The 19,908-nt window shown below is 69.9% G+C and carries 20 protein-coding genes; 9 read left to right on the top strand and 11 right to left on the bottom strand.

Annotation, left to right across the window (positions count from 1 at the left end):
• The first annotated feature begins 12 nt into the window (after nt 1-12).
• Together QRN19_RS10105 and QRN19_RS10110 are read left to right on the top strand one after the other, a co-directional pair.
• Complete coding sequence (locus QRN19_RS10105) at nt 13-1,461, top strand: GH1 family beta-glucosidase (protein ID WP_285026698.1); 1,449 nt, start codon at nt 13-15, stop codon at nt 1,459-1,461.
• A gap of 137 nt (nt 1,462-1,598) precedes the next feature.
• The gene (locus tag QRN19_RS10110) at nt 1,599-2,612 is read left to right on the top strand and encodes a LacI family DNA-binding transcriptional regulator (RefSeq protein WP_502928128.1); all 1,014 of its coding nucleotides are present in this window, start codon (nt 1,599-1,601) and stop codon (nt 2,610-2,612) included.
• A gap of 78 nt (nt 2,613-2,690) precedes the next feature.
• Here QRN19_RS10110 and QRN19_RS10115 read toward each other — a convergent pair whose 3' ends face one another.
• Entirely contained in the window at nt 2,691-3,557 is an 867-nt protein-coding gene (locus tag QRN19_RS10115) for a DNA-methyltransferase (protein ID WP_079706442.1), read from the bottom strand.
• A 70-nt stretch (nt 3,558-3,627) separates the two neighbouring features.
• On the opposite strand from QRN19_RS10115, the gene QRN19_RS10120 reads away from it, so the two are divergent.
• The 3 genes from QRN19_RS10120 (at nt 3,628) to QRN19_RS10130 (ending at nt 5,534) form a co-directional block, all read left to right on the top strand.
• A complete protein-coding gene (locus QRN19_RS10120; protein WP_285026702.1) occupies nt 3,628-3,921 on the top strand; it encodes a GNAT family N-acetyltransferase in 294 nt (97 codons plus the stop codon).
• A 152-nt stretch (nt 3,922-4,073) separates the two neighbouring features.
• A complete protein-coding gene (gene ppk2 / locus QRN19_RS10125) occupies nt 4,074-4,994 on the top strand; it encodes a polyphosphate kinase 2 (protein WP_285026704.1) in 921 nt (306 codons plus the stop codon).
• 39 nt (nt 4,995-5,033) lie between these two features.
• Nucleotides 5,034-5,534, top strand: a complete 501-nt coding sequence (locus QRN19_RS10130; RefSeq protein WP_138945476.1) for a hypothetical protein — start codon at nt 5,034-5,036, stop codon at nt 5,532-5,534.
• Nucleotides 5,535-5,609: 75 nt separating this feature from the next.
• Here the strand turns inward: QRN19_RS10130 and QRN19_RS10135 are convergent, their stop codons facing one another.
• The 4 genes from QRN19_RS10135 to QRN19_RS10150 all read right to left on the bottom strand — a co-directional run bounded on the left by QRN19_RS10135 (nt 5,610) and on the right by QRN19_RS10150 (nt 9,808).
• Complete coding sequence (locus QRN19_RS10135; protein ID WP_285026706.1) at nt 5,610-6,155, bottom strand: HEAT repeat domain-containing protein; 546 nt, start codon at nt 6,153-6,155, stop codon at nt 5,610-5,612.
• Between the two features lie 91 nt (nt 6,156-6,246).
• Nucleotides 6,247-7,296, bottom strand: coding sequence for a lipoate-protein ligase LplAB (gene lplAB, locus QRN19_RS10140; RefSeq protein ID WP_079706437.1), 1,050 nt, complete (start codon nt 7,294-7,296; stop codon nt 6,247-6,249).
• Nucleotides 7,297-7,353: 57 nt separating this feature from the next.
• The gene (locus tag QRN19_RS10145; protein ID WP_285026707.1) at nt 7,354-8,772 is read right to left on the bottom strand and encodes an NAD(P)/FAD-dependent oxidoreductase; all 1,419 of its coding nucleotides are present in this window, start codon (nt 8,770-8,772) and stop codon (nt 7,354-7,356) included.
• Between the two features lie 151 nt (nt 8,773-8,923).
• Complete coding sequence (locus QRN19_RS10150) at nt 8,924-9,808, bottom strand: alpha/beta hydrolase (RefSeq protein ID WP_285026709.1); 885 nt, start codon at nt 9,806-9,808, stop codon at nt 8,924-8,926.
• A gap of 309 nt (nt 9,809-10,117) precedes the next feature.
• Between QRN19_RS10150 and QRN19_RS10155 the strand changes: the two genes are divergently transcribed.
• The 3 genes from QRN19_RS10155 (at nt 10,118) to QRN19_RS10165 (ending at nt 13,164) form a co-directional block, all read left to right on the top strand.
• Entirely contained in the window at nt 10,118-11,176 is a 1,059-nt protein-coding gene (locus tag QRN19_RS10155) for a magnesium and cobalt transport protein CorA (RefSeq protein ID WP_064295772.1), read from the top strand.
• 114 nt (nt 11,177-11,290) lie between these two features.
• Nucleotides 11,291-11,743 carry a MarR family winged helix-turn-helix transcriptional regulator gene (locus tag QRN19_RS10160; protein ID WP_350224031.1) on the top strand — a complete coding sequence of 151 codons (453 nt, stop codon included), beginning with the start codon at nt 11,291-11,293 and terminating at the stop codon, nt 11,741-11,743.
• A gap of 5 nt (nt 11,744-11,748) precedes the next feature.
• A complete protein-coding gene (locus tag QRN19_RS10165; protein WP_285026711.1) occupies nt 11,749-13,164 on the top strand; it encodes an MFS transporter in 1,416 nt (471 codons plus the stop codon).
• A gap of 103 nt (nt 13,165-13,267) precedes the next feature.
• Here the strand turns inward: QRN19_RS10165 and QRN19_RS10170 are convergent, their stop codons facing one another.
• A complete protein-coding gene (locus tag QRN19_RS10170) occupies nt 13,268-14,197 on the bottom strand; it encodes a methyltransferase family protein (RefSeq protein WP_285026713.1) in 930 nt (309 codons plus the stop codon).
• 28 nt (nt 14,198-14,225) lie between these two features.
• The gene (locus tag QRN19_RS10175; protein ID WP_285026715.1) at nt 14,226-14,606 is read right to left on the bottom strand and encodes a DUF3054 domain-containing protein; all 381 of its coding nucleotides are present in this window, start codon (nt 14,604-14,606) and stop codon (nt 14,226-14,228) included.
• A 127-nt stretch (nt 14,607-14,733) separates the two neighbouring features.
• Between QRN19_RS10175 and QRN19_RS10180 the strand changes: the two genes are divergently transcribed.
• On the top strand, nt 14,734-15,027 hold the full coding sequence (locus QRN19_RS10180; RefSeq protein ID WP_285026716.1) for a DUF4287 domain-containing protein: 294 nt from the start codon (nt 14,734-14,736) through the stop codon (nt 15,025-15,027).
• 195 nt (nt 15,028-15,222) lie between these two features.
• Here the strand turns inward: QRN19_RS10180 and QRN19_RS10185 are convergent, their stop codons facing one another.
• From QRN19_RS10185 to QRN19_RS10200, 4 genes are all read right to left on the bottom strand, one after another.
• Nucleotides 15,223-16,035: a CPBP family intramembrane glutamic endopeptidase gene (locus QRN19_RS10185; RefSeq protein ID WP_285026718.1), complete on the bottom strand. Its 813-nt coding sequence runs from the start codon at nt 16,033-16,035 to the stop codon at nt 15,223-15,225.
• Nucleotides 16,036-16,258: 223 nt separating this feature from the next.
• On the bottom strand, nt 16,259-17,104 hold the full coding sequence (locus tag QRN19_RS10190; RefSeq protein WP_079706431.1) for a transglutaminase family protein: 846 nt from the start codon (nt 17,102-17,104) through the stop codon (nt 16,259-16,261).
• A complete protein-coding gene (locus QRN19_RS10195; RefSeq protein WP_064295753.1) occupies nt 17,101-18,030 on the bottom strand; it encodes an alpha-E domain-containing protein in 930 nt (309 codons plus the stop codon). Before QRN19_RS10195 ends, QRN19_RS10190 begins: the two co-directional genes overlap by 4 nt.
• Nucleotides 18,024-19,733, bottom strand: a complete 1,710-nt coding sequence (locus tag QRN19_RS10200; protein WP_124767596.1) for a circularly permuted type 2 ATP-grasp protein — start codon at nt 19,731-19,733, stop codon at nt 18,024-18,026. The genes QRN19_RS10195 and QRN19_RS10200 overlap by 7 nt, the downstream gene beginning before the upstream one ends.
• Nucleotides 19,734-19,908 lie beyond the last annotated feature (175 nt).

A 19,908-nucleotide genomic window follows, 5' to 3' on the forward strand; every position in this document is an offset into this window, starting at 1 on the left:
CGAGGAGCTTCGATGACGCACGCCCCCCAGCCCACCACCCGTCCGGCCCTGATCCTGCCGCCGTTCCTCTGGGGTTCCGCCACCGCGGCCGCCCAGGTCGAGGGCGCAGCGCACGAGGACGGCAAGGAGGACTCCATCTGGGACGCCTTCGCACGTGTCCCCGGAGCGATCGCCAACGGTGACGACCTCGAGGTCGCCGTCGACCACTACCACCGCACCGCCGGCGACATCGCGATCATGTCCGAGCTGGGCCTCGACGCCTACCGCTTCTCCACGAGCTGGGCGCGCATCAAGCCGGGCGACCGCGACGTCAACCCCGCCGGCCTCGACTTCTACAGTCGCCTGGTCGACCAGCTCCTCGACGCCGGCATCCTCCCCTGGCTCACCCTGTACCACTGGGACCTCCCGCAAGCGCTCGAGGACCAGGGCGGCTGGACGAACCGCGACACCGCCCTGCGCTTCGTCGACTACGCCGAGGCCACCTACGAGGCCCTCGGCGACCGCGTCCAGCACTGGACGACCTTCAACGAGCCGTTCTGCTCCTCCCTGCTCGGCTACGCCGTCGGCGTGCACGCCCCGGGTCGCCGCGACGAAGCCGCCGCGCTCGCCGCCATCCACCACCAGCACCTCGCGCACGGCCTGGCGACCTCCCGCCTCCGCGAGCTCGGTGCCGAGCAGATCGGCATCACCCTCAATCTCACCAACGCGATCCCGGCGGACCCCACCGACCCGGCCGACGTCGACGCCGCCCGCCGCGTCGACGGCATCATGAACCGCATCTTCCTCGAGCCGATCGTCCTCGGCGCCTACCCCGCCGACGTGGTCCGGGATCTCGAGGGCCTCGGCCTCGACACGCTCGTCCACGACGGCGACCTCGAGACCATCTCCGCCCCGATCGACTTCCTCGGCGTCAACCACTACCACGACGACCTCGTGTCGGGTCACCCCGACGAGTCCGGTGCCGACGGCGGTCACTCCGGCGCGACCGAGCGCGAGGCCGGTTCGCCGTGGCTCGCCTCGCCGGACATCTCCTTCCCGAGCCGTGGGCTCCCCCGCACCGCGATGGACTGGGAGGTGCACCCCGCCGGTCTCCGCACCCTGCTCGTCCGGCTCGGCCGCGAGTATCCGACGCTGCCGCCGCTGTACGTGACCGAGAACGGTGCGGCCTACGACGACGTCGTCGCAGAGGACGGCCGCATCCACGACGTCGACCGCGACGCCTTCATCCAGGACCACATCGACCAGGTGGAACTCGCGATCGCCGACGGCGCCGACGTGCGCGGCTACTTCGTCTGGTCGCTGCTCGACAACTTCGAGTGGGCCTACGGCTACGACAAGCGGTTCGGCATCGTCCGGGTCGACTACGACACCCAGGAGCGCACGATCAAGGACAGCGGACTGGCGTACGCACGCCGCATCGCCGCCTCGCGTGTGGTGCCCGCCGTGGCGGAGCTCCCCTGACGCAGGAACACTGCGGCGTGCCGCGGTCGAGGCGCCGCGACACGCCGGTCACCTCCTGAGAACGGGCACCGACCGCCGGCGTCCAGACGCCCGGCGATACACTGCACTCGGCACGCTCACCCGCTCGGAAGGGGACGATGATGCACTCCGGTCAAGGAGCCCCCACGCTCGAGATGGTCGCGGCCCGCGCAGGCGTCTCCCGCGCGACGGTGTCGCGGGTCGTCAACGGCTCGCCGAAGGTCACCGCCGAGGTCGTCGCGGTCGTCAACGAGGCGATCGCCGCGCTCGACTACGTCCCGAACCGCGCCGCCCGGTCGCTGGCCTCCCGCCGGACCCAGGTCATCGCGCTCGTCGTCCCGGAGTCGACTGCGCGCGTGTTCTCGGATCCCTTCTTCGCGTCGGTCGTGCAGGGCGTCGCGCTCGAACTGGCGGAGACCGACTACACGCTCAACCTCCTCATCGCGAGTGAGGCGAACTCCGAGAAGACCCGCCGATACCTGCTCGGCGGCAACGTCGACGGCGCGCTCGTCGTGTCACACCACAGCGGTGACCACTCGTACACCCGACTCGGCCGGGAGCTCCCGATCGTGTTCGGCGGTCGCCCCATGGGTGCCGACGTCGTCGACAGCACCTACGTCGACGTCGACAACGTCGAGGGTGCGAGGACCGCGGCGCGCCACCTCATCGAGGCCGGCCGGACGCGGATCGCGACGATCGCGGGCCGTCAGGACATGCCGGGCGGGGTCGACCGACTCGCCGGGTGGCGCGCGGAGCTCGAGCTCGCGGGTCTTCCGCACGACCTCGTCGAGGTGGGCGACTTCTCCCCCGCCGACGGCGCCGCCGCGATGCGGCGTCTCCTCGCGCGCGGCGTGCCCATCGACGGACTCTTCGCTGCGAACGACCAGATGGCCGCCGGCGCCTACTCCGTCATCCGCGAGGCCGGCCTGACGATCCCCGGCGACATCGCCGTCGTGGGCTACGACGACGACCGCTACGGCGAGACGGCAGCTCCGCCGCTCACGACCATCGCGCAGTCGCCCGTCGACCTCGGTGCCGAGATGGCGAGGGTGCTCGTCCATCGCCTCGCCGGCGAGCCGGTCTCGCGCGTCACGATGATGCCGACCCGCCTGGTCCCGCGCGCCTCCGTCTGACCCTCCCCGCCAGCCCGCGAACTGTCACCAGACGACAGTTCCGGGCGTGGCGACTGTGCTGAACTGACAGTTCGCGGGCTAGGAGAGGCGGGCTCGGATGATCTCGAGCGCCTGCGGGTTCTCGTCGACGAGGACGTACCGACGACCGAGCGCCTTCGCGACCGCCCCCGTCGTGCCACTGCCGGCGAAGAAGTCGAGCACCCAGTCGCCCTCGCGGGAGGACGCCTGCACGATGCGACGCAGGATGCCCTCCGGCTTCTGGGTCGGGTAGCCGGTCTTCTCGCGACCGGTCGGCGACACGATCGTGTGCCACCAGACGTCGGTGGGAAGCTTGCCGCGCGCCGCCTTCTCCGCGGTGACGAGCCCGGGCGCCATATAGGGCTCACGGTCGACGGTCGCGTTGTCGAAGTGGTACCCCTTCGGGTCCTTCACGTAGACGAGGATCGTGTCGTGCTTCGTCGGCCAGCGGCTCTGCGCCTTCGCGCCGTAGTCGTAGGCCCAGATGATCTCGTTGAGGAAGCACTCCCGGCCGAAGAGGGCGTCGAGGAGCACCTTCGCGTAGTGCGCCTCGCGGTAGTCGAGGTGAAGGTAGAGGGTGCCGTCGGCGGCCAGGACGCGCCAGGCCTCGACGAGGCGCGGCTCGAGGAACCCCCAGTAGTCGTCGAAGGCGTCGTCGAAGCGTCGGAGGTCGCCGCGGATGCGCTCGTACGCCTGCCCCTTGAAGCCGGCGAACCGGTTCACGCCCGTCTCGGCCGTCCGCACCGAGGTCGAGGAGTGGCGACGCTGCACGCGGCCGGTGTTGAACGGCGGGTCGAGGTAGATGAGCGTGAACGACTCGTCGGGCAACTGCGCCACGACGTCGAGGTTGTCGCCTTCCAGCACGAGGTCGGGGCCGTCCGGGGTCCACCGCAGCGGCACTTCATCGGCTGCTGCGGCGAGGGACATGTGCCTATTCTGGCAGCCCGCAGCCCGCACACTCGGGAAGGAACGACCGACCCCGCGCGTTGTACCGCGTATGACCACGGAGTTCGCCAACGAGACCGATGCCCAGCGCTACACCATGCACATCGACGGCCAGCTGGTGAGCGTCGTCGACTACCGGATCTCGGGCGACTCGATCTCGTTCCCCCACACCTTCACCACGCCGCCCTTCCGCGGCAAGGGGTATGCGGGCGAACTCGTCGCCTACGCGGTCGACGACGTCGAGCAGCACAGCGACCGTCGGATCGTCCCGATGTGCTGGTACGTGGGCGAGTGGTTCGACGCGCACCCCGAGCGTCAGGACCTCCTCACCCGCTCCGCCGGCTAGCCCCGTTCACAACTCAGGGGCACGCCGGCGCGTCGCGGCCGAGCGCTCGTCGCCGGGGACGACACGCCGGACGCGTCCTGCGTTGTGAACCGCCACCAGCGCGTCACCCACCGGTCACCTGACGGTTACGCGCGGGGACTAGCGTCCCGACCATGCAGCAGCTCGTCTCGCACTACGCCCCGCCGCCCGCACTCGACCAGGTCGACGGCTACCAGGTAGTCGACGTCGACGACGACGACCCCATCCTGCTCGACGCCGCCGGCAGCCATATCGACACGTGGCGCGAGGGCTACCCGTACGCCGAGCGCATGTCGCGAGAGCAGTACGAGAGCGACAAGCGACTGCTCCAGATTGAGCTGCTGAAGCTGCAGAACTGGATCAAGGCGAACGACCGTCGGCTGGTCGTCGTATTCGAGGGACGCGACGCGGCCGGCAAGGGCGGCACGATCAAGCGCTTCACGGAGCACCTCAACCCGCGCGGCGCCCGCGTCGTCGCACTCGAGAAGCCGACCACCCGCGAGTCCACGCAGTGGTACTTCCAGCGCTACGTCCAACATCTGCCGGCCGCCGGCGAGATCGTGCTGTTCGACCGGTCCTGGTACAACCGCGCGGGCGTCGAACGCGTGATGGGGTTCTGCACCCCGGCGCAGTACGACGAGTTCATGCGCCAGGCCCCGCTGTTCGAGCAGATGCTCGTCGGTGACGGTGTCGACCTCGTGAAGTTCTGGTTCTCCGTCTCCGCCGACGAGCAGCGCACGCGCTTCGCGATCCGCCAGGTCGACCCGGTGCGGCAGTGGAAGCTCTCCCCGATGGACCTCGCCTCACTCGACAAGTGGGGCGACTACACGCGCGCGAAGGAGGCGATGCTCGAGGCGACGGACACCGCGGACGCCCCGTGGACGATCGTCAAGAGCAACGACAAGAAGCGCGCCAGGGTCGAGGCGATGCGGCATGTGCTGCACCGCTTCGACTACGACAACAAGGACCACGAGGTCGTCGGCACGCCGGACACCAACATCGTCGGGCCCGCCGCATCGGTCTACGAGCGCGGCGAGCGCACCGTCGGCGACTGAACCGGACGCCGGGCCGCAGTGCCCGCTATCCTCTGGATCATGCAGCCGAACCCGTCACCGTTGCGACGCCTCACCTCGTCGAGTGCGATCTACGGCACCGTCGTCTACGCCGGCCTCGTCGGCGCGTCGAGCGTGTACGAGGAGGACGACGTCGAGCAGGTGCTCATCACGAGTGCGCTGACCCTCATCGTGTTCTGGCTCGCGCACGTCTACTCGGCCGCCCTCGCGCACCACGGCGATGACCGGCACGAGGCGTTGGTGACGCTCGGGGCGTCGATCAGGCACGGGTTCCAGGAGTCGTCCGGGATGCTCCTGTCCGCCGTCCTCCCGACGATCCCGCTCGTGTTCGGCGTCGCCGGCGTGCTCAGCCATGAGCACGCCGTGATCCTGGCGCTGCAGGTGTCGACGCTGATGCTCTTCGTGCTCGGCTGCGCGGCGTTCGTGGTGCGCGGGTCGCGCTGGTGGTGGTGTCTCCTCGGCGGCGTCGCGACGGCCCTGTTCGGGATCGTGATCATCCTGCTCGAGGCCGGCACCCACTAGTCCGGTCCGCCCGCCACGGGTCCCGACTGGCTGGTGTCGAGCGTCCGGGACCGACCGTTCGGGCCCCTCGCGAGCTCAGCGGCGGGTGGCGAGCGCCTTCGCGGACTGCTGGGCGGCGCGACGGACCTCGCGGTCGGGGTCGCGGAGGAGCGCCTCGAGGAGCGGCTTGGCGTCCTCTCCACCGACGGCGGCGAGCGTCCGGGCTCCGGCTGCGCGCACGCGGGCGTGGTCGTCGCTCAGGAGTGGTGCGATCGCGGCGACGTCGCCGATCCGGCGCTCGGCGCAGACGCGCGCGGCCATCTCGCGGACGCGCCAGGCCTGGTTGCCGAGTGCTCCGATGACGGGCGCGGAGGCCGAGTCGTCCCACACGTGCAGCAGGGCGCGGGTGCCCCAGAGCTCGGGCCAGTACAGGGCGGGCGCTCCGCCGAGGATGCCCTCGGCGTGGTGGCCGCCGACGACGCGGAGGAAGTCCTCACCCTCATAGCGACCGGCGAGGAGGGACACGCAGCGTTCGACGACCCTGGTCTCGCTCTCGGCGGCGACCGCGTCGGCGAGCCGCTGCTCAAGGGAGGCCTGCGTGGCGGGGGTCGACGGGTCGGGTGTCTCGTTCTGCGCTGTCATCGTCCCCCCACCCTAGCCCGCGAGCTGTCACCAACGGTGGGTGATGCAGCCCCACACCCGCCACTGGTGACAGTTCGCGGGCTGCGGCAGGCTACGGGACGCGGGTGAGCCAGGCGTCGGTGGCGAACTTGTCGGTGACGAGCTGCTCGGCGGCGGCGCGCTCGGCATCGGTGACGTGGCCGGGGGTCGCGCCGGTGATCTCGACGAAGGTGTCCTTCATACGATCGATGATCTCGGCCCGCGAGAGCCCGGTCTGGCTGCGGAGCGGGTCGACGCGCTTGGCGGCCGAAGTGGTGCCCTTGTCGCTGAGCTTCTCCCGCCCGATGCGGAGCACCTGCGTCATGAGCTCGCCGTCCATGTCGTAGCTCATCGTGACGTGGTGCAGGACGGCACCGTTCCCGAGTCGCTTCTGCGCGGCACCGCCGATCTTGCCCGACGGGCTCGTGATGTCGTTGAGCGGCTGGTACGTCGCCTCGATGCCGAGCGAGCGGAGGGCGACGAGCACCCAGTCGTCGAGGTAGGCGTAGGAGTCGGCGAAGGTCATGCCGTTCACGAGCTCGGCCGGGACGTAGAGCGAGTAGGTGATGATGCCACCGCGCTGCATCATCATCGCGCCACCACCGGAGACACGGCGGACGACCTCGAAGCCGTTCGCCTTCGCATTGTCGAGGTCGACCTCGTTCTTGAGCGACTGGAAGCTGCCGATCACGACGGCCGACTGGTCCCACTCCCAAATGCGGAGCGTCGGACCGCGGCGACCCTCGCCGACCTCGTTCGTCAGCACCTCGTCGAGCGCGAGGTGGAGTTGCGGCGACACCGAGCCCTCGTGGATGAGCTGCCAGTCGTAGTCGCCCCAGCCCGTCGCCTTCGCGAGGGAGCGGCGGATCGCCGTCGCGACGGCCTCGGGCGTGAAGCCGAGGAGCACGGCATCCTCCGGCAGCGCACCGCGGATGGCGGCGGCGAGACCTGCGGCGTCGGTGGTGGCGGGGAGCCCGGTGACGGCGCGGTCGATCAGCGCGAGCGCGTCATCGGGTTCGAGGAAGAAGTCGCCGGCGAGGCGGAAGTCCGCGATGCGGTCGTCGACCACCTCGAGATCGACGACGACGAGCTTGCCACCCGGGACCTTGTACTCACCATGCATGCCCCCAGCCTATTCCTGGACGGCGTCCGGATTCCCCGGAAGGCTTGTCCAACCGTCTCAGGAGTCGAAGCCGATGCCGAAGCGGTCCATGACCTTCAGGAGCAGGCCGTCGCGGCCCTCGTTCGCGTCGGAACGGGCGACCGCGCGGCGGACGGTCTGGATCGCGGGGTTCGCGATGGGCTCCGGCGGGATGGGGATCGGCTTGGACCGGACCATCTTCAGGCGGGTCAGCTCGGTCGACTCGCCGCTCAGGAGATCGAGCATGACCTTCGCCCCGAAGCGCGTCGCTCCGACCCCGAGTCCGGTGAACCCGGCGCTGTAGGCGACGCGCCCGCCGAGTGCCGTGCCCTGGAACGCCGACAGCCGCGAACACATATCGATCATGCCGCCCCACGCGTGGGTGAACCGGACGTCGAGTTGCGGGTAGGTCGTGAAGAAGTGGTCGGCGAGCGTCTCGAACGTCTCGCGTCGCTGGTCGTGCTCGGGGCGGATCCGACCGCCGCGGTGGTAGACGGCATCGAAGCCGCCGTAGAGGATGCGATCGTCCGCGGATCGGCGGGAGTAGTGGAACTCACGACTCGAATCGGCGATGCCGAAGCGGTCGGTCCAACCGATGCTCTCGAGCTGCTCCGGGGAGAGCGGCTCGGTCATGAGCACGTAGTCGTACACGGGGATCGTCAGGAGCTCCGTACGCTTGAGGAGTGACGGGAAGCCGTTGGTGGCGAGCGCGACCCGCCGGGCCTGCACCCGGCCCTGCTTCGTCGTCACCGCGACGCCGTCGCCCGAGCGCCGCAACCGGGTCGCCGGGGTGTGCTCGAAGACCCGCACGCCGAGCTCGATGCACGCGCGCTTCAACCCCCAGGCGAGCTTCGCCGGGTGGACGAGCGCCGTGCTCTTCCACTCGCGCTGACCGGCCAGGTATACGGGTGAGTGCACGAGCGCCTGGACGGCCTCGCGATCGAGGAACACACCATCGCCCGATACCTCGCGAAGCGCGTCCACCTGATGCGGCTCCGTCGCGACCGTGAGCACCCCCGTGTGCTCGAACTCGGCGTCGATCCCGAGGCGGTCGAGCGTGGCGACGAACTCGTCGAAGTTCTCGTCTGCCAGGCGTTCCAGCTCCGGCAGTTCGTCGGCGAAGTGGCGCTCGCCGTTGTCGACGCCGTGGGTGAGGCTCGCCTCGAAGAAGCCGCCGTTCCGGCCACTCGCCGCCCAGCCGACCTCCCTGCCCTCGATGAGCACGACGTCACGCGAGGGGTCGGCCTCCTTGGCGATGAGCGCCGTCCACAGTCCGGAGTAGCCGCCACCGACGACCAGCAGATCCGCCGTGACCTGGCCGACGAGTCGGGGCTCCGGCGTCGGCCGATCGGGGCTGTCGAGCCAGTACGGGACCGTGCTCGCGCCCGCGAGCGACCGGGCGATGCGCTCCGCCGAGGTCCGTCTGCGGTGGCTGTAGGTGGGTCCGTCCGAGGTCACCGGGTCTCCTCTGCGTCGAGTGTGGGTGCCGCGACTGTACCCCGCGGCCCATGAGATTGTCGAAGGGTGGTGGCGGTCGCTGCCCTTCGACAGGCTCAGGGACCGGGGCGGGCGCTCACGGACCGGGGCGGGCGCCCGGCGACCGGGCGACTCAGGTCCGTTTGTCGAGCCACTCCACGACGTCGCGCTCGACGTCCTCGCGGTTCAACTCGTTGAAGATCTCGTGCCGCGCCTCGGGGTAGATGATGAGCGTCACGTCCGTCAGCTTCGACCGCTTCACGTAGGCGTCACGGAGGAGGGTCAGGCCGCGGACGCCACCGAGGGAGTCGTCGGATCCGCCCAGAATGAGCACCGGAACCGCGCGAGGCAGGCGCTTCGGCGGGCGGCCGAGGAAGGCGAACGCCTGGATCGGGTTCCACACCGGGGTGACGCCGATGTCGAAGTTGCGCTCGTCGGCGGCGAACGCGGCCCAGGCGGCCGGGTCGCGGTTGAGCCACTCGAGACCGGTCTTCCCCGTCTTCCGCCAGCGCTTGTTGAGGTCGCCGGCGTTGATCACACCGGGCATCGCGAGCGAGGTGCCCGAGAGGATCAGGAACTCGTACAAGTCGTGTTCGGCGACGACCTTCTGCGCCATGAGCGAGCCCCAACTGTGACCGAGCAACGCGAGCCGCGACTCGGGGAAACGGGTCCGCAGGTACCGGCCGACGGCGGCGACGGAGTCGATCGCGCCCCGGGTCGTCCGTGGGCCGAGCTTGCCGAGGCCGAGGTGCTCGAGCCCCGTGCGACCGTGGCCGCGGTGGTCGTCGGCCGCGACCGTGTACCCCGCGTCGTTGAGCCGCGCGGCGAGGCGCCCGTAGCGGAGGGCGTGCTCCCCCGCACCGTGGGCGATGTGCACGACGGCCCGCGGGTTCGGCACCTCCCACAGGTAGACGTAGACCGTGACGCCATCGTCGTCGACGATCGTCTCGGTCGCATACGGTCGCGGCTCGACGGGGCGGTTCGCGTCGTCGACGGGTGGCGGGGTCTGCTCGCTCATCCCGCCAGCGTAGGCCCTCGGCCCGGCGGCGTCGCGAGTCCGTTTGCAGTTCCCGGAGGGCAGGCGTACGGTGAACGAGGCCCGAACGGCGGGCCGGCAGGTTTCGACGGAAGCGAGGTGAGCGGCCATGGCTGGTGACAGTACCCGCGCCATCGCATCGACGAACCGCCTCGCCTCCCTCACCCGGTAGGCGCTGCCACCGCCGGTGCCGAGGCGCCCTCACTCACACCTCCCCGGGTGCGATCCACCGCGATCGCCTGCACCCGCGCGGCCGCCGCACGTTCCCGTCGATCGATGGACGGAGACCTCATGGCACTCATCGACAACGGCATCTACGTGACCGGACGGCGCTCGGCGAGCCCGCGATCGCTCGACGCGACGTACGAGCTCCTCAACGAACAGCGCGGCATGGCCTGGATCGGTCTGTACCGCCCGGAACCGTCGGAGATCCGCTCCGTCGCGCAGGAGTTCGACCTGCATCCGCTCGCCGTCGAGGACGCTCTGAAGGGTCATCAGCGGGCGAAGCTCGAGCGCTACGGCGACACGCTGTTCGTCGTCCTGCGTCCCGCCCGCTACCTGGACGAGGAGGAGCGGGTCGAGTTCGGCGAGGTGCACCTGTTCGTCGGACCCGGGTTCGTCGTCACCGTCCGCCACGCGGAGAAGCCCGACCTCGGCCAGGTCCGGCGGCGACTCGAAGCCCGGCCCGACATCCTCGCGCTCGGTCCCGACGCGGTCCTGCACGCCGTGCTCGACCAGGTCGTCGACGGCTACGGTCCCGTCGTCGCGGGACTCGAGAACGACATCGACGAGATCGAGGACGAGCTCTTCGGTGACGCCGCGGACGTCTCGCGTCGCATCTACGAACTGCTGCGCCAGGTCATCGCGTTCCAGCGCGCGACCACGCCCCTGCGGGCCATGCTCCACGGCCTGCTGCAGGGCGCCGACAAGTACGGTCTCGACGAGGAGCTGCGCAACGGCTTCCGCGACGTCCTCGACCACACCCTCCGGATCGCGGAGCGCGTCGACTCGTTCCGTCACCTGCTCCGCAACGCGCTGACGGTGCACGCGACCCTCATGACGCAGCAGCAGAACGAGGAGATGCGACGCCTCTCGGAAGCGAGCCTCGCGCAGAACGAGGAGTCGCGTCGGATGAGCGAGACGGCGCTGGCGCAGAACGAGGAGATCAAGCGCATCTCCTCCTGGGCGGCGATCCTCTTCGCCCCGACGCTCATCGGCACCGTCTACGGCATGAACTTCGACGACATGCCGGAGCTCCACTGGCAGTTCGGCTACCCGGTCGCCATCGGAGCGATGCTCGTCCTCTCCGGCACCCTGTACGCCATCTTCCGAGCCCGCCGCTGGCTCTGACCCCACCCCAGCCCGCGAACTGTCACAAACAGATAGTCCGGCACCCTTTGCACTGTCGGTTGGTGACAGTTCGCGGGTATACTTAGGGTGGCTAATTTGCTAGGCTAATGAATCGTGGCAAGCGGAGCAGCGACGAAGACCAGAGCACTGACGATCGCCGAGCAGGCGTCCGAACTCCGGATGGGCACCTTCCGGCTCGCGAGACGACTGCGCGGGGAGAAGTCGGTCGACGACCTCAGCGATCCGCAGTTCTCCGTCCTCGGAGGGCTCTACAAAGAGGGCTCCGCAACCCTGCGGGCACTGGCCGAACGCGACCGCGTGTCCGCGCCATCCATGAATCGCACCGTCAACTGCCTCGAAGAGGCCGGGTACGTCACCCGAGCAACCGACGCGGCCGACCGCCGGAAGGTCACCATCGCCCTCACCGAAGCGGGCCACACCACCGTCACCGAGACCGTCCGGAAACGCGACGCGTGGATCACCCAGCAGCTGCGCGCGCTCACCCCGGACGAACGCGACACCCTCGCCCGCGCAGCCGAGATCATGAGGAGACTCGCCACCCAGTGAGTGCAATGTTCCGTTCCCTGTCCAGCGTCAACTACCGCATCTGGTTCATCGGCGCGCTCGTGTCGAACGTCGGCGCCTGGATGCAGGCCACCACCCAGAACTGGGTCGTGCTGACCGACCTCACCGACAACGACGCCGTGGCCGTCGGCGCCACCATGGCCCTGCAGTTCGGGCCGCAGCTCGTGCTCGTCCCGATCACCGGCCTCATCGCCGACCGCTTCGACAAGCGGAAGATCCTCATCCTCACCCAGTCGAGCCTCATGCTCCTGGCCTTCGCGCTCGGCGCGCTGCTCATCTTCGGTCACGCCGAGCTGTGGCACATGTACCTCTTCGCGCTGGCCCTCGGCATCATCAACGCCGTCGACGGCCCGGCCCGCCAGACCTTCGTCTCCGAGCTCGTCGACGAGCACAACATGTCGAACGCCGTCGCACTCAACTCGGCGTCCTTCAACGCGGCGCGCATGGTCGGCCCCGCCATCGCCGGCCTCCTCATCGTCGCGATCGGCTCCGGGTGGGTGTTCGTCGTGAACGCCTTCACCTTCCTCGGCGTCATCGGCGCCCTGCTGGCCCTGCGCACCGGCAACCTCCGTCGAGCGCCGCGCCCACCGCGGGCTCGAGGACAGTTCGTCGAGGGCTTCCGGTACGTCCGCGGACGGCCCGACCTCATGGTCGTCTTCGTGATCGTGTTCATCATGGGCGCGTTCGGCATGAACTTCCCGATCTTCGCCTCGACCATGGCCGTCGAGTTCGGCAAGGGCGCAGGTGAGTACGGCATCCTCTCCTCGGTGCTCGCGATCGGTTCCCTGACCGGCGCACTCCTCGCGGCGCGGCGGGCGCAGGCCCAGATGCGGATGATCGTCGGCGCGGCCGGGCTCTTCGGGGTCGCTGCGCTCACGGCCGCGTTCATGCCGAGCTACTGGTCGTTCGCCGCCGTGCTGATCCTCGTCGGCTTCTCGACGGTGACGCTCCTGACGACCGCGAACGGACTCGTGCAGACGAGCACCGAGGCCGCCGTCCGGGGCAGGGTGATGGCGCTCTACATGGCGATCCTCATGGGCGGCACCCCGATCGGCGCGCCCATCGTCGGGTGGGTGGCCAACACCTTCGGGCCACGCTGGGCGCTCGGCCTGGGCGCACTCGCCGGGTTCGCCGCCTGCGCCACCGGCCTGGCCTACGGGGTGTTCCGTCATCACCTCCGGCTGCGCGTCGCGCCCGACTCCCGCTGGCGCCTGCAGTTCACGCACGACGGCGTCGTGTCGCCGGTCACGCCGGAGGACTTCTCCGAGCAGATCGCGCTCACCTCGCCGATCCCGCTGCCGAAGCCGAAGTCGCGAGCGAAGGCGCCCGAGCCGCGTCCGGAGTCACGTCCCGAGTCGTCGCCGGTCGATGAGTCGACGACCCTCACCGGCTCCCGCCGCTAGACGGTTCTCCGCTCCGGGCCGCTCGGCGTTCACAACTCCTGCATCCCGCGACCGCCGGGGCTCCCGGTCGCGCGGAGCGGCCGGTCGTCGCGGGCAGCAGGAGTCACGAACGAGCCGACACCGGGCGGAGACTCGGGACCCAGCACCGCAGGTCCTCGCGGTAGCGGCGGTACGGCTCGCCGAAGCGCGCCTCGAGGTCGGCCTCTTCGACCGGCCGGACCAGGACGTTCCAGACGACGGCACCGAAGACCGCGTAGACGACCACGACCCAGGACGACAGCAGGAGTCCGACGCCGACGCCCTGGACGATGCTGCCGACGGCCATCGGGTTCCGGACGAAACGATACGGCCCGGCGATGACGAGTCGGTTCGGCATCGCGGCAGGTAGCGGCGTCCCACCCCCGGTCGTCGCCATCGCGGCTGCGGACCAGAGCCCGACGACGCTCCCGAGGACCGAGACGATGACGCCGGCGACGTCGGCGATCTGCTCCGCACCCGGCGGCAGGGCGATCGCGACCTGCCACCGCAGCTCGAAGAACCGCAGGACGGCGGGGATCACCGCGAGGAAGACGCCCCAGAACACGATGATCTCGACGGCGGTCCTCCGGAGTTGCGAACCGGTCGACGCCGTCGCGTCCGCCGGGTGGAACGCGAACGGCCCGATGGTGATCCATGCTCTCGGGATCCCGCCGGTGAGGAGGAGCGCGAGTGCCGTGACCGAGCCGACCGCGGCACCGACCATCAGCAGGGCACCGATGCCCGCCTCCTGGGTCACGGCCGCGAAGATCCCCAGTGACACGGTGACCAGCAGCGTCCATGCGGTCGCGAGGATCGCCGCCCATCGGATCCCGAACGCGGCGAGCGCCGAGGCGACGACGAAGAGCGGGACGTCGAGCACGGCCGTGACGACGGGGTCGAGGCTGCCGAGTGTCGCCGCACCGACGGGCGGGACGAGGAACACCGACACCCACCACGCTGCGCCGGCGAGGGCCTGCACCGCGAAGTACCAGCGCCCCCAGCGCTCGGCGCTCATGTGATCGTCGGTGTCGGTGTCGGCTGGGTCATCGGCGTCGGCGGGCGATGAGCCATGCGACGAAGCGCCACCCCAGGAGGAGTGCGGCGAGGACGAGGACGGTCACGATGACGAAGCTGAGTTGGACGCCCTGGCCGGAGACCGTGCGCAGCACCATCCCGACGACGACGGTCGACACCCAGACGACGACGCCGGCCCAGCGGACCGACCGGGTCTCGCGCTGACCGAGGACGAGCGCCAGGACGTGTCCGACGAGGAGTCCGACGGCGAACGGCCACAGCGTCACGAGGAGTCCGAGGATGCCTTCGCCGTGACTGGCGCGGCCGATGAGGACGAACACGATGACGGCGAGGAGGTCGATGCCGACGGTCGCGGCGAATCCTGCGGGGGTCCTGCTGGGGCGGTCCATCCCCTCACCCTATTGGCGTCGCCGCCGCCCACCCTGGAGGGTGGCCGCATGGCGCACTGCGGGGTCTGTCGCTCGGTGCTGTCGCTGGCTACGATGACGCTGACACCCGATCGACGAAGGAGCCGTCATGTCGTTCCAGGCCTATCTCGATGCCGCCGAGGCGAAGACCGGTAAGACCCCGCATGAGCTCGTCGACGAGGCGCACGCCCGCGGCTTCGACGCTTCGACGAAGGCCGGTGAGATCCTCGAGTGGCTGAAGGCGGACTACGAGCTCGGCCGAGGTCATGGGATGGCGCTCGTGCACGTCATCAAGAACGGTCCGACGATCAGCGAGAAGCACGTCGGTACCGACGGGGTGCACCGCGACGAGTCGACCGAGCTCTGGCTCGACGGTGCGGCGACGAAGCCCGCCGCAGGCTGACTCCCGGGTTGCTGCCAGCGCGGTGCGCTCGCGTGAGCGCGGGTCTCTGGCGTGAGCGCGCCCCTCTGGAGACCCGCGGTCACCCGCCCGACCCGCGCTGAAGCCTGAACACCGCCGCTCGCGCCAGCGCACCGCGCCGGGCCCGGAACACCAGCGCCCACGTCAGCGCGGTGCGCTGGCAGCCGGACGCATCGCTCAGTACCAGAAGATCGGGATCCAGTCGCGGTGGTGGGCGTGCACGATCGCGAGGAAGACGATCGCGTCGAAGAGCAGGTGCACCGCGAGGATGTACCCGAGCGACCGCGTCTTCGAGAACAAGTACCCCTGGAGGAGCGCGAAGGGGAACGTCAGCAGTGGACCCCACGAGCGGTAGCCGAGTTCCCACAGGAACGAGACGAAGATGACGGCCTGCAGCAGGTTGGCCTGCCAGACCGGGAAGTGCCGTCGCAGCAGGGCGAAGCAGGTGCAGATGAAGAACAGTTCGTCCCAGGTGCCGACCGCGTTGACGCCGACGAAGAACCGACCGAGTTCCCCGGCGTCGCTGATCACCGGCCAGTTCTCGTATGCGCCCGAGCGGATGAAGTAGAAAGGGAGGATCGCCCAGCCGAGCAGCGGGACGGCGAAGAGATAGGCGATCTCACCCTTCGTCTTCTTCTCGCGGCTGCGCCAGGGGAAGGTGATCGCCTTCCGCCGGTAGACGAATCGGTCGATGAGGAACGGGACGCCGACCGCCAGCAGGAGCACGGTGCCGATGCGGAAGAAGCTCGGCCAGGAGACGTCCGCTTCCACGGACGTGGTCGAGACGATCCCGATGCCGATCGCGATGAGAAACAGGTCCTTGGCCAGGTCGCGGTCGACGAGGATCGCGGTGGCGAGCGCTGCGATCAACAGGGGATAGCCGGCGAGCGGCTCCATGAGGCCGAAGAGGCAGAACGCGGACGCGGCGAGCAGCACCGCGGGGATCAGCTTCATCGGGCGGCGGGCCGGGACGATCATCTCGGTCTGCATGCCGTCGATCCTACGGGTGCCGGCGCGGGGCGCTGGCGTGAGCACGGGCTTGTAGGCGTCGGCGCGGTGCGCTGACGCGAGAGCACCCGAACGGGCGCGACCGCGTGGCCTGCGCGTGAGCGCGACCCTCCGGAGACCCGCGCTCACGCGCATGACCCGCGCTCACGTCAGCGCACCGCGCTGGCGCATCCACCGAGGAGGGTGTCCCCGCGGTGGAGCCGGGTCAGGCCTCTCGGGTGATCTCGACCTTCACGAAGAGCTTCGAGCGGTAGGGGCCCGCGTAGACACCACGGAGCGGGGAGACGTCGCCGTAGTCACGACCGCGCCCGATGAGGACGTGACGCTCGCCCACGTCGACCATGTTGGTGGGGTCGAACCCACGCCAGTCACCGCAGAACCACTCGACCCACGCATGCGACTCCCCCGTCACCGTCTCGCCGATCGCCGCATGCGGCTTCGGGTGCAGGTACCCCGACACGTACCGGGCCGGGATCCCCACCGAGCGCAGCGCCCCGAGGACGATGTGCGTGATGTCCTGACAGACGCCCTTGCGGTTCGCCCACGCCTCGGCAGCGGTCGAGTAGACACTCGTGACGCCCTGCACGTAGTCCATCTGCTCGCCGATCTCCCGGCTGATGGCCATCGCGGCCTCGCACGGGCTCTCGTAGCGGTCGGCGATGGTCCGGGCGAGCTCGACGAGGTCGTCCGGCGGGGTCGTCCGGCGGGTCTGTTCCAGGTGCTCCACCCGCGTCACCGCGGCCTGGGTCGCGATGTCGAGCTGCTCCCACCCGGTCGGGTGCGGCTCGTGCTTGCGCGGCCGGACCTCGACGAGGCTCGTCGCCGTGAGCGAGAGCTCCTCATGCGGCGTCAGCACCTCGAACGCCGAGACCTTCATGCCCCAGTAGTCGGTGTACGTCGACTGCGACGCCCCCGGCTGGATGTCGATGTGCGAGTACAGGACGTACTGGTCCTCGGTCGTCACCGGCAGCATGCGCGCCTCGTTGTACGACGCGTTGACCTTGCCGCCGTAGGAGAAGCCCGTGCTGTGCTTGATGTGGAGCCGGGTCATGAGTTCTCTCCGATCCACGCGGGCACCGCATGAGTGGGGAAGTAGCGTTCGCGGATCGCCTCCGACACCTGGCTGGTGACGTTCTGCACGGCGTCCATCCGACCGGGGAGGTCGACGAGCGTGTCCTGGATGGGCCGGTACTCGAGGTCGCTGCGGATCTGCCCGAGCAGGCGCTGGGCGGAATCCACGGTCCCGACGCGGCCTCGGCGCGGTTCGAGGTCGCGCATGCACTCCTCGGCCCGACTGATGGAGAACATGACCGACCGGGGGAACAGCTGGTCGAGCAGCAGGAACTCGGCCGCGTTCTTCGCGCTCGGCATGCCGCGGTACGTGCGCAGGTAGGCCTCGTAGGCGCCGCAGGAGCGGAGGATCGTCGTCCAGGACGGACCGCTCGCCTCGGTGAGCGACCGCGTCGCCAGGAGTCGGGCGGTCATGTCGGCGCGTTCGAGGCTGCGACCGAGGGTGAAGAAGCGCCAGGCGTCGTCGCGACTCGTGGCGGAGTCGACGATGCCGACGGCGAGAGCCGAACGCTCGCGCACCCACCCGAAGAACTCGTGCACCTTGTCACTCGCGACGCGGCGCGGCATCCGGGCACGCGTCGTGTTGAGGCACTCCCAGAGTTCGGTCGACACGATCTCGCGGGCACGTCGGGCGTTCTCGCGGGCGGCGCCGAGCGAATAGGCGATCGACGCCGGGTGCGTGCGGTCGACGGCGAGCTGCGCGAGGACGTCCTGGCGGGTGAGCTCCTGATCGGCGGGCGCGTCGCTGCCCATCACGGAGAGCAACGACCGGCAGGCGGTGTCCTCGTCGATCCACGGGTCCTCGAGCAGCAGCTGCAGATGGACGTCGAGGATGCGCGCGGTACCGTCGCTGCGTTCGATGTAGCGGCCGATCCAGAAGAGGCTCTCGGCGATGCGGCTCAGCATGATGCGTCCTCCTGCGTCGACCCGTCGGCAGCGGGCTCGGAGAGCGTCTGCTGCTGTTGCTCCTGCTGGTCCTGGTTGCCGGCCGGGCGATCCTGGGGCGAGTGCTCCGGGGTCGTGCCGTGGTCGTAGATGATCGGGATCGACGTCGTCTCGGTCGTGGCCTGCTCGGCCACGAGACCCTGGATGTCGTGCGAGGACGCCTCGGGCGCCGCGTTGGGATCGAACGGACGGCCGACGACCCAGGTGTCCTTCGAGCCGCCGCCCTGGCTGGAGTTCACGACCAGCTGCCCCTCCGGCAGCGCGACGCGCGTGAGGCCACCGGGCAGCACCCAGACGTCGTTGCCGTCGTTGACGGCGAACGGTCGCAGGTCGGCGTGGCGGGGACGCATGCCGTCCTCGACGAGCGTCGGAATGGTGGAGAGCATGACGACCGGCTGCGCGATCCAGCCGCGCGGGTCCTCCTGCAGCTTCGTCTTGAGGGTCGCGAGCTCCTCCTTCGACGCGTCCGGACCCACGACGAGCCCCTTGCCGCCGGAGCCGTCGACGGGCTTGATGACGAGCTCGTCGAGACGGTCGAGCACCTCTTCGAGGGCGAGCGGGTCCTCAAGACGCCAGGTGTCGACGTTCGGGAGGATCGCGTCCTCGGCCAGGTAGTACTTGATGAGGTCGGGCAGGTACGTGTAGACGAGCTTGTCGTCGGCGACACCGTTCCCGACCGCGTTCGCGATGGTCACGTTGCCGAGGCGCGCGGCGAGCATGAGCCCGGGCGAACCGAGCATGGAGTCGGCACGGAACGACAGCGGGTCGAGGAACTCGTCGTCGACACGGCGGTAGATGACGTCGACGCGCGTGGGCCCGGCGGTCGTCCGCATGAAGACCTTGCCGCCGGAGCAGAAGAGGTCGCGACCCTCGACGAGCTCGACGCCCATGAGCCGCGCGAGCAGCGTGTGCTCGAAGTACGCGGAGTTGTACACGCCGGGGGTGAGGACGACGACGTTCGGGTCCTCGACGCCGGGCGGGGCCGACGCACGCAGCGCCTGCAGGAGCTTGTTGGGGTAGTCGCCGACGGGCCGGACGCGCATCGAGACGAACAGCTCGGGGAGCGTCTGCGCCATCACGCGGCGGTTGGAGATGACGTAGCTGACGCCGGACGGAACGCGGACGTTGTCCTCGAGGACGCGCATCTGACCGTGCTCGTCGCGGATGAGATCGATACCGGAGACCTGGATGCGGACGCCGTTCGCGGCCTGGATCCCGTAGGCCTGCCGGTGGAAGTGCGACGACGAGGAGATGAGCTTCGCGGGGATGACGCCGTCGCGGACGGCGAGCTGCGGGCCGTAGACGTCGGCGAGGAAGGCCTCCAGCGCTTTGACGCGCTGCTTGATGCCGGCCTCGACCTGCGTCCACTCCTGCTGCTCGATCACCCGAGGGACCGCGTCGAGCGGGAACGGACGCTCCTCACCGGCGAAGTCGAAGGTGACGCCCTGCGCGAGGTAGGAGCTGGCGAGAGCGTCGGTGCGGCCTCGGAGCTCCTCCTGGGTCATCCGTGCGAGGGAGCTGTAGATCTCCTGATACGCCCGCCTGGCGGTCGCACCACCCGCGTGTTCCGCCGCCTCGCCGAACATCTCGTCGAAGGCGGGAACGCCGCCCGGAGTCTTGCGCGGGGCGAGCGTGCCGCCATAGCCGTTGAACAGGTCACCCATGGGCCGACTCTACCGGGACACATGTTGCCGGGGTGTTTCGGAGCGCGGGGGGGGTGCCCTCGCCGAACCCGAGCCGCCCCACCGGTCACCGAGCCCCCCCCCCCCCCCCCCCCCCCCCCCCCCCCCCCCCCCCCGGGCCGCCCCCCCCCACCCCCCCAGACACGGGGGGGGGGGG

It is taken from the genome of Plantibacter sp. ME-Dv--P-122b, assembly GCF_030209375.1.
In the GTDB taxonomy this organism is placed as follows: domain Bacteria; phylum Actinomycetota; class Actinomycetes; order Actinomycetales; family Microbacteriaceae; genus Plantibacter.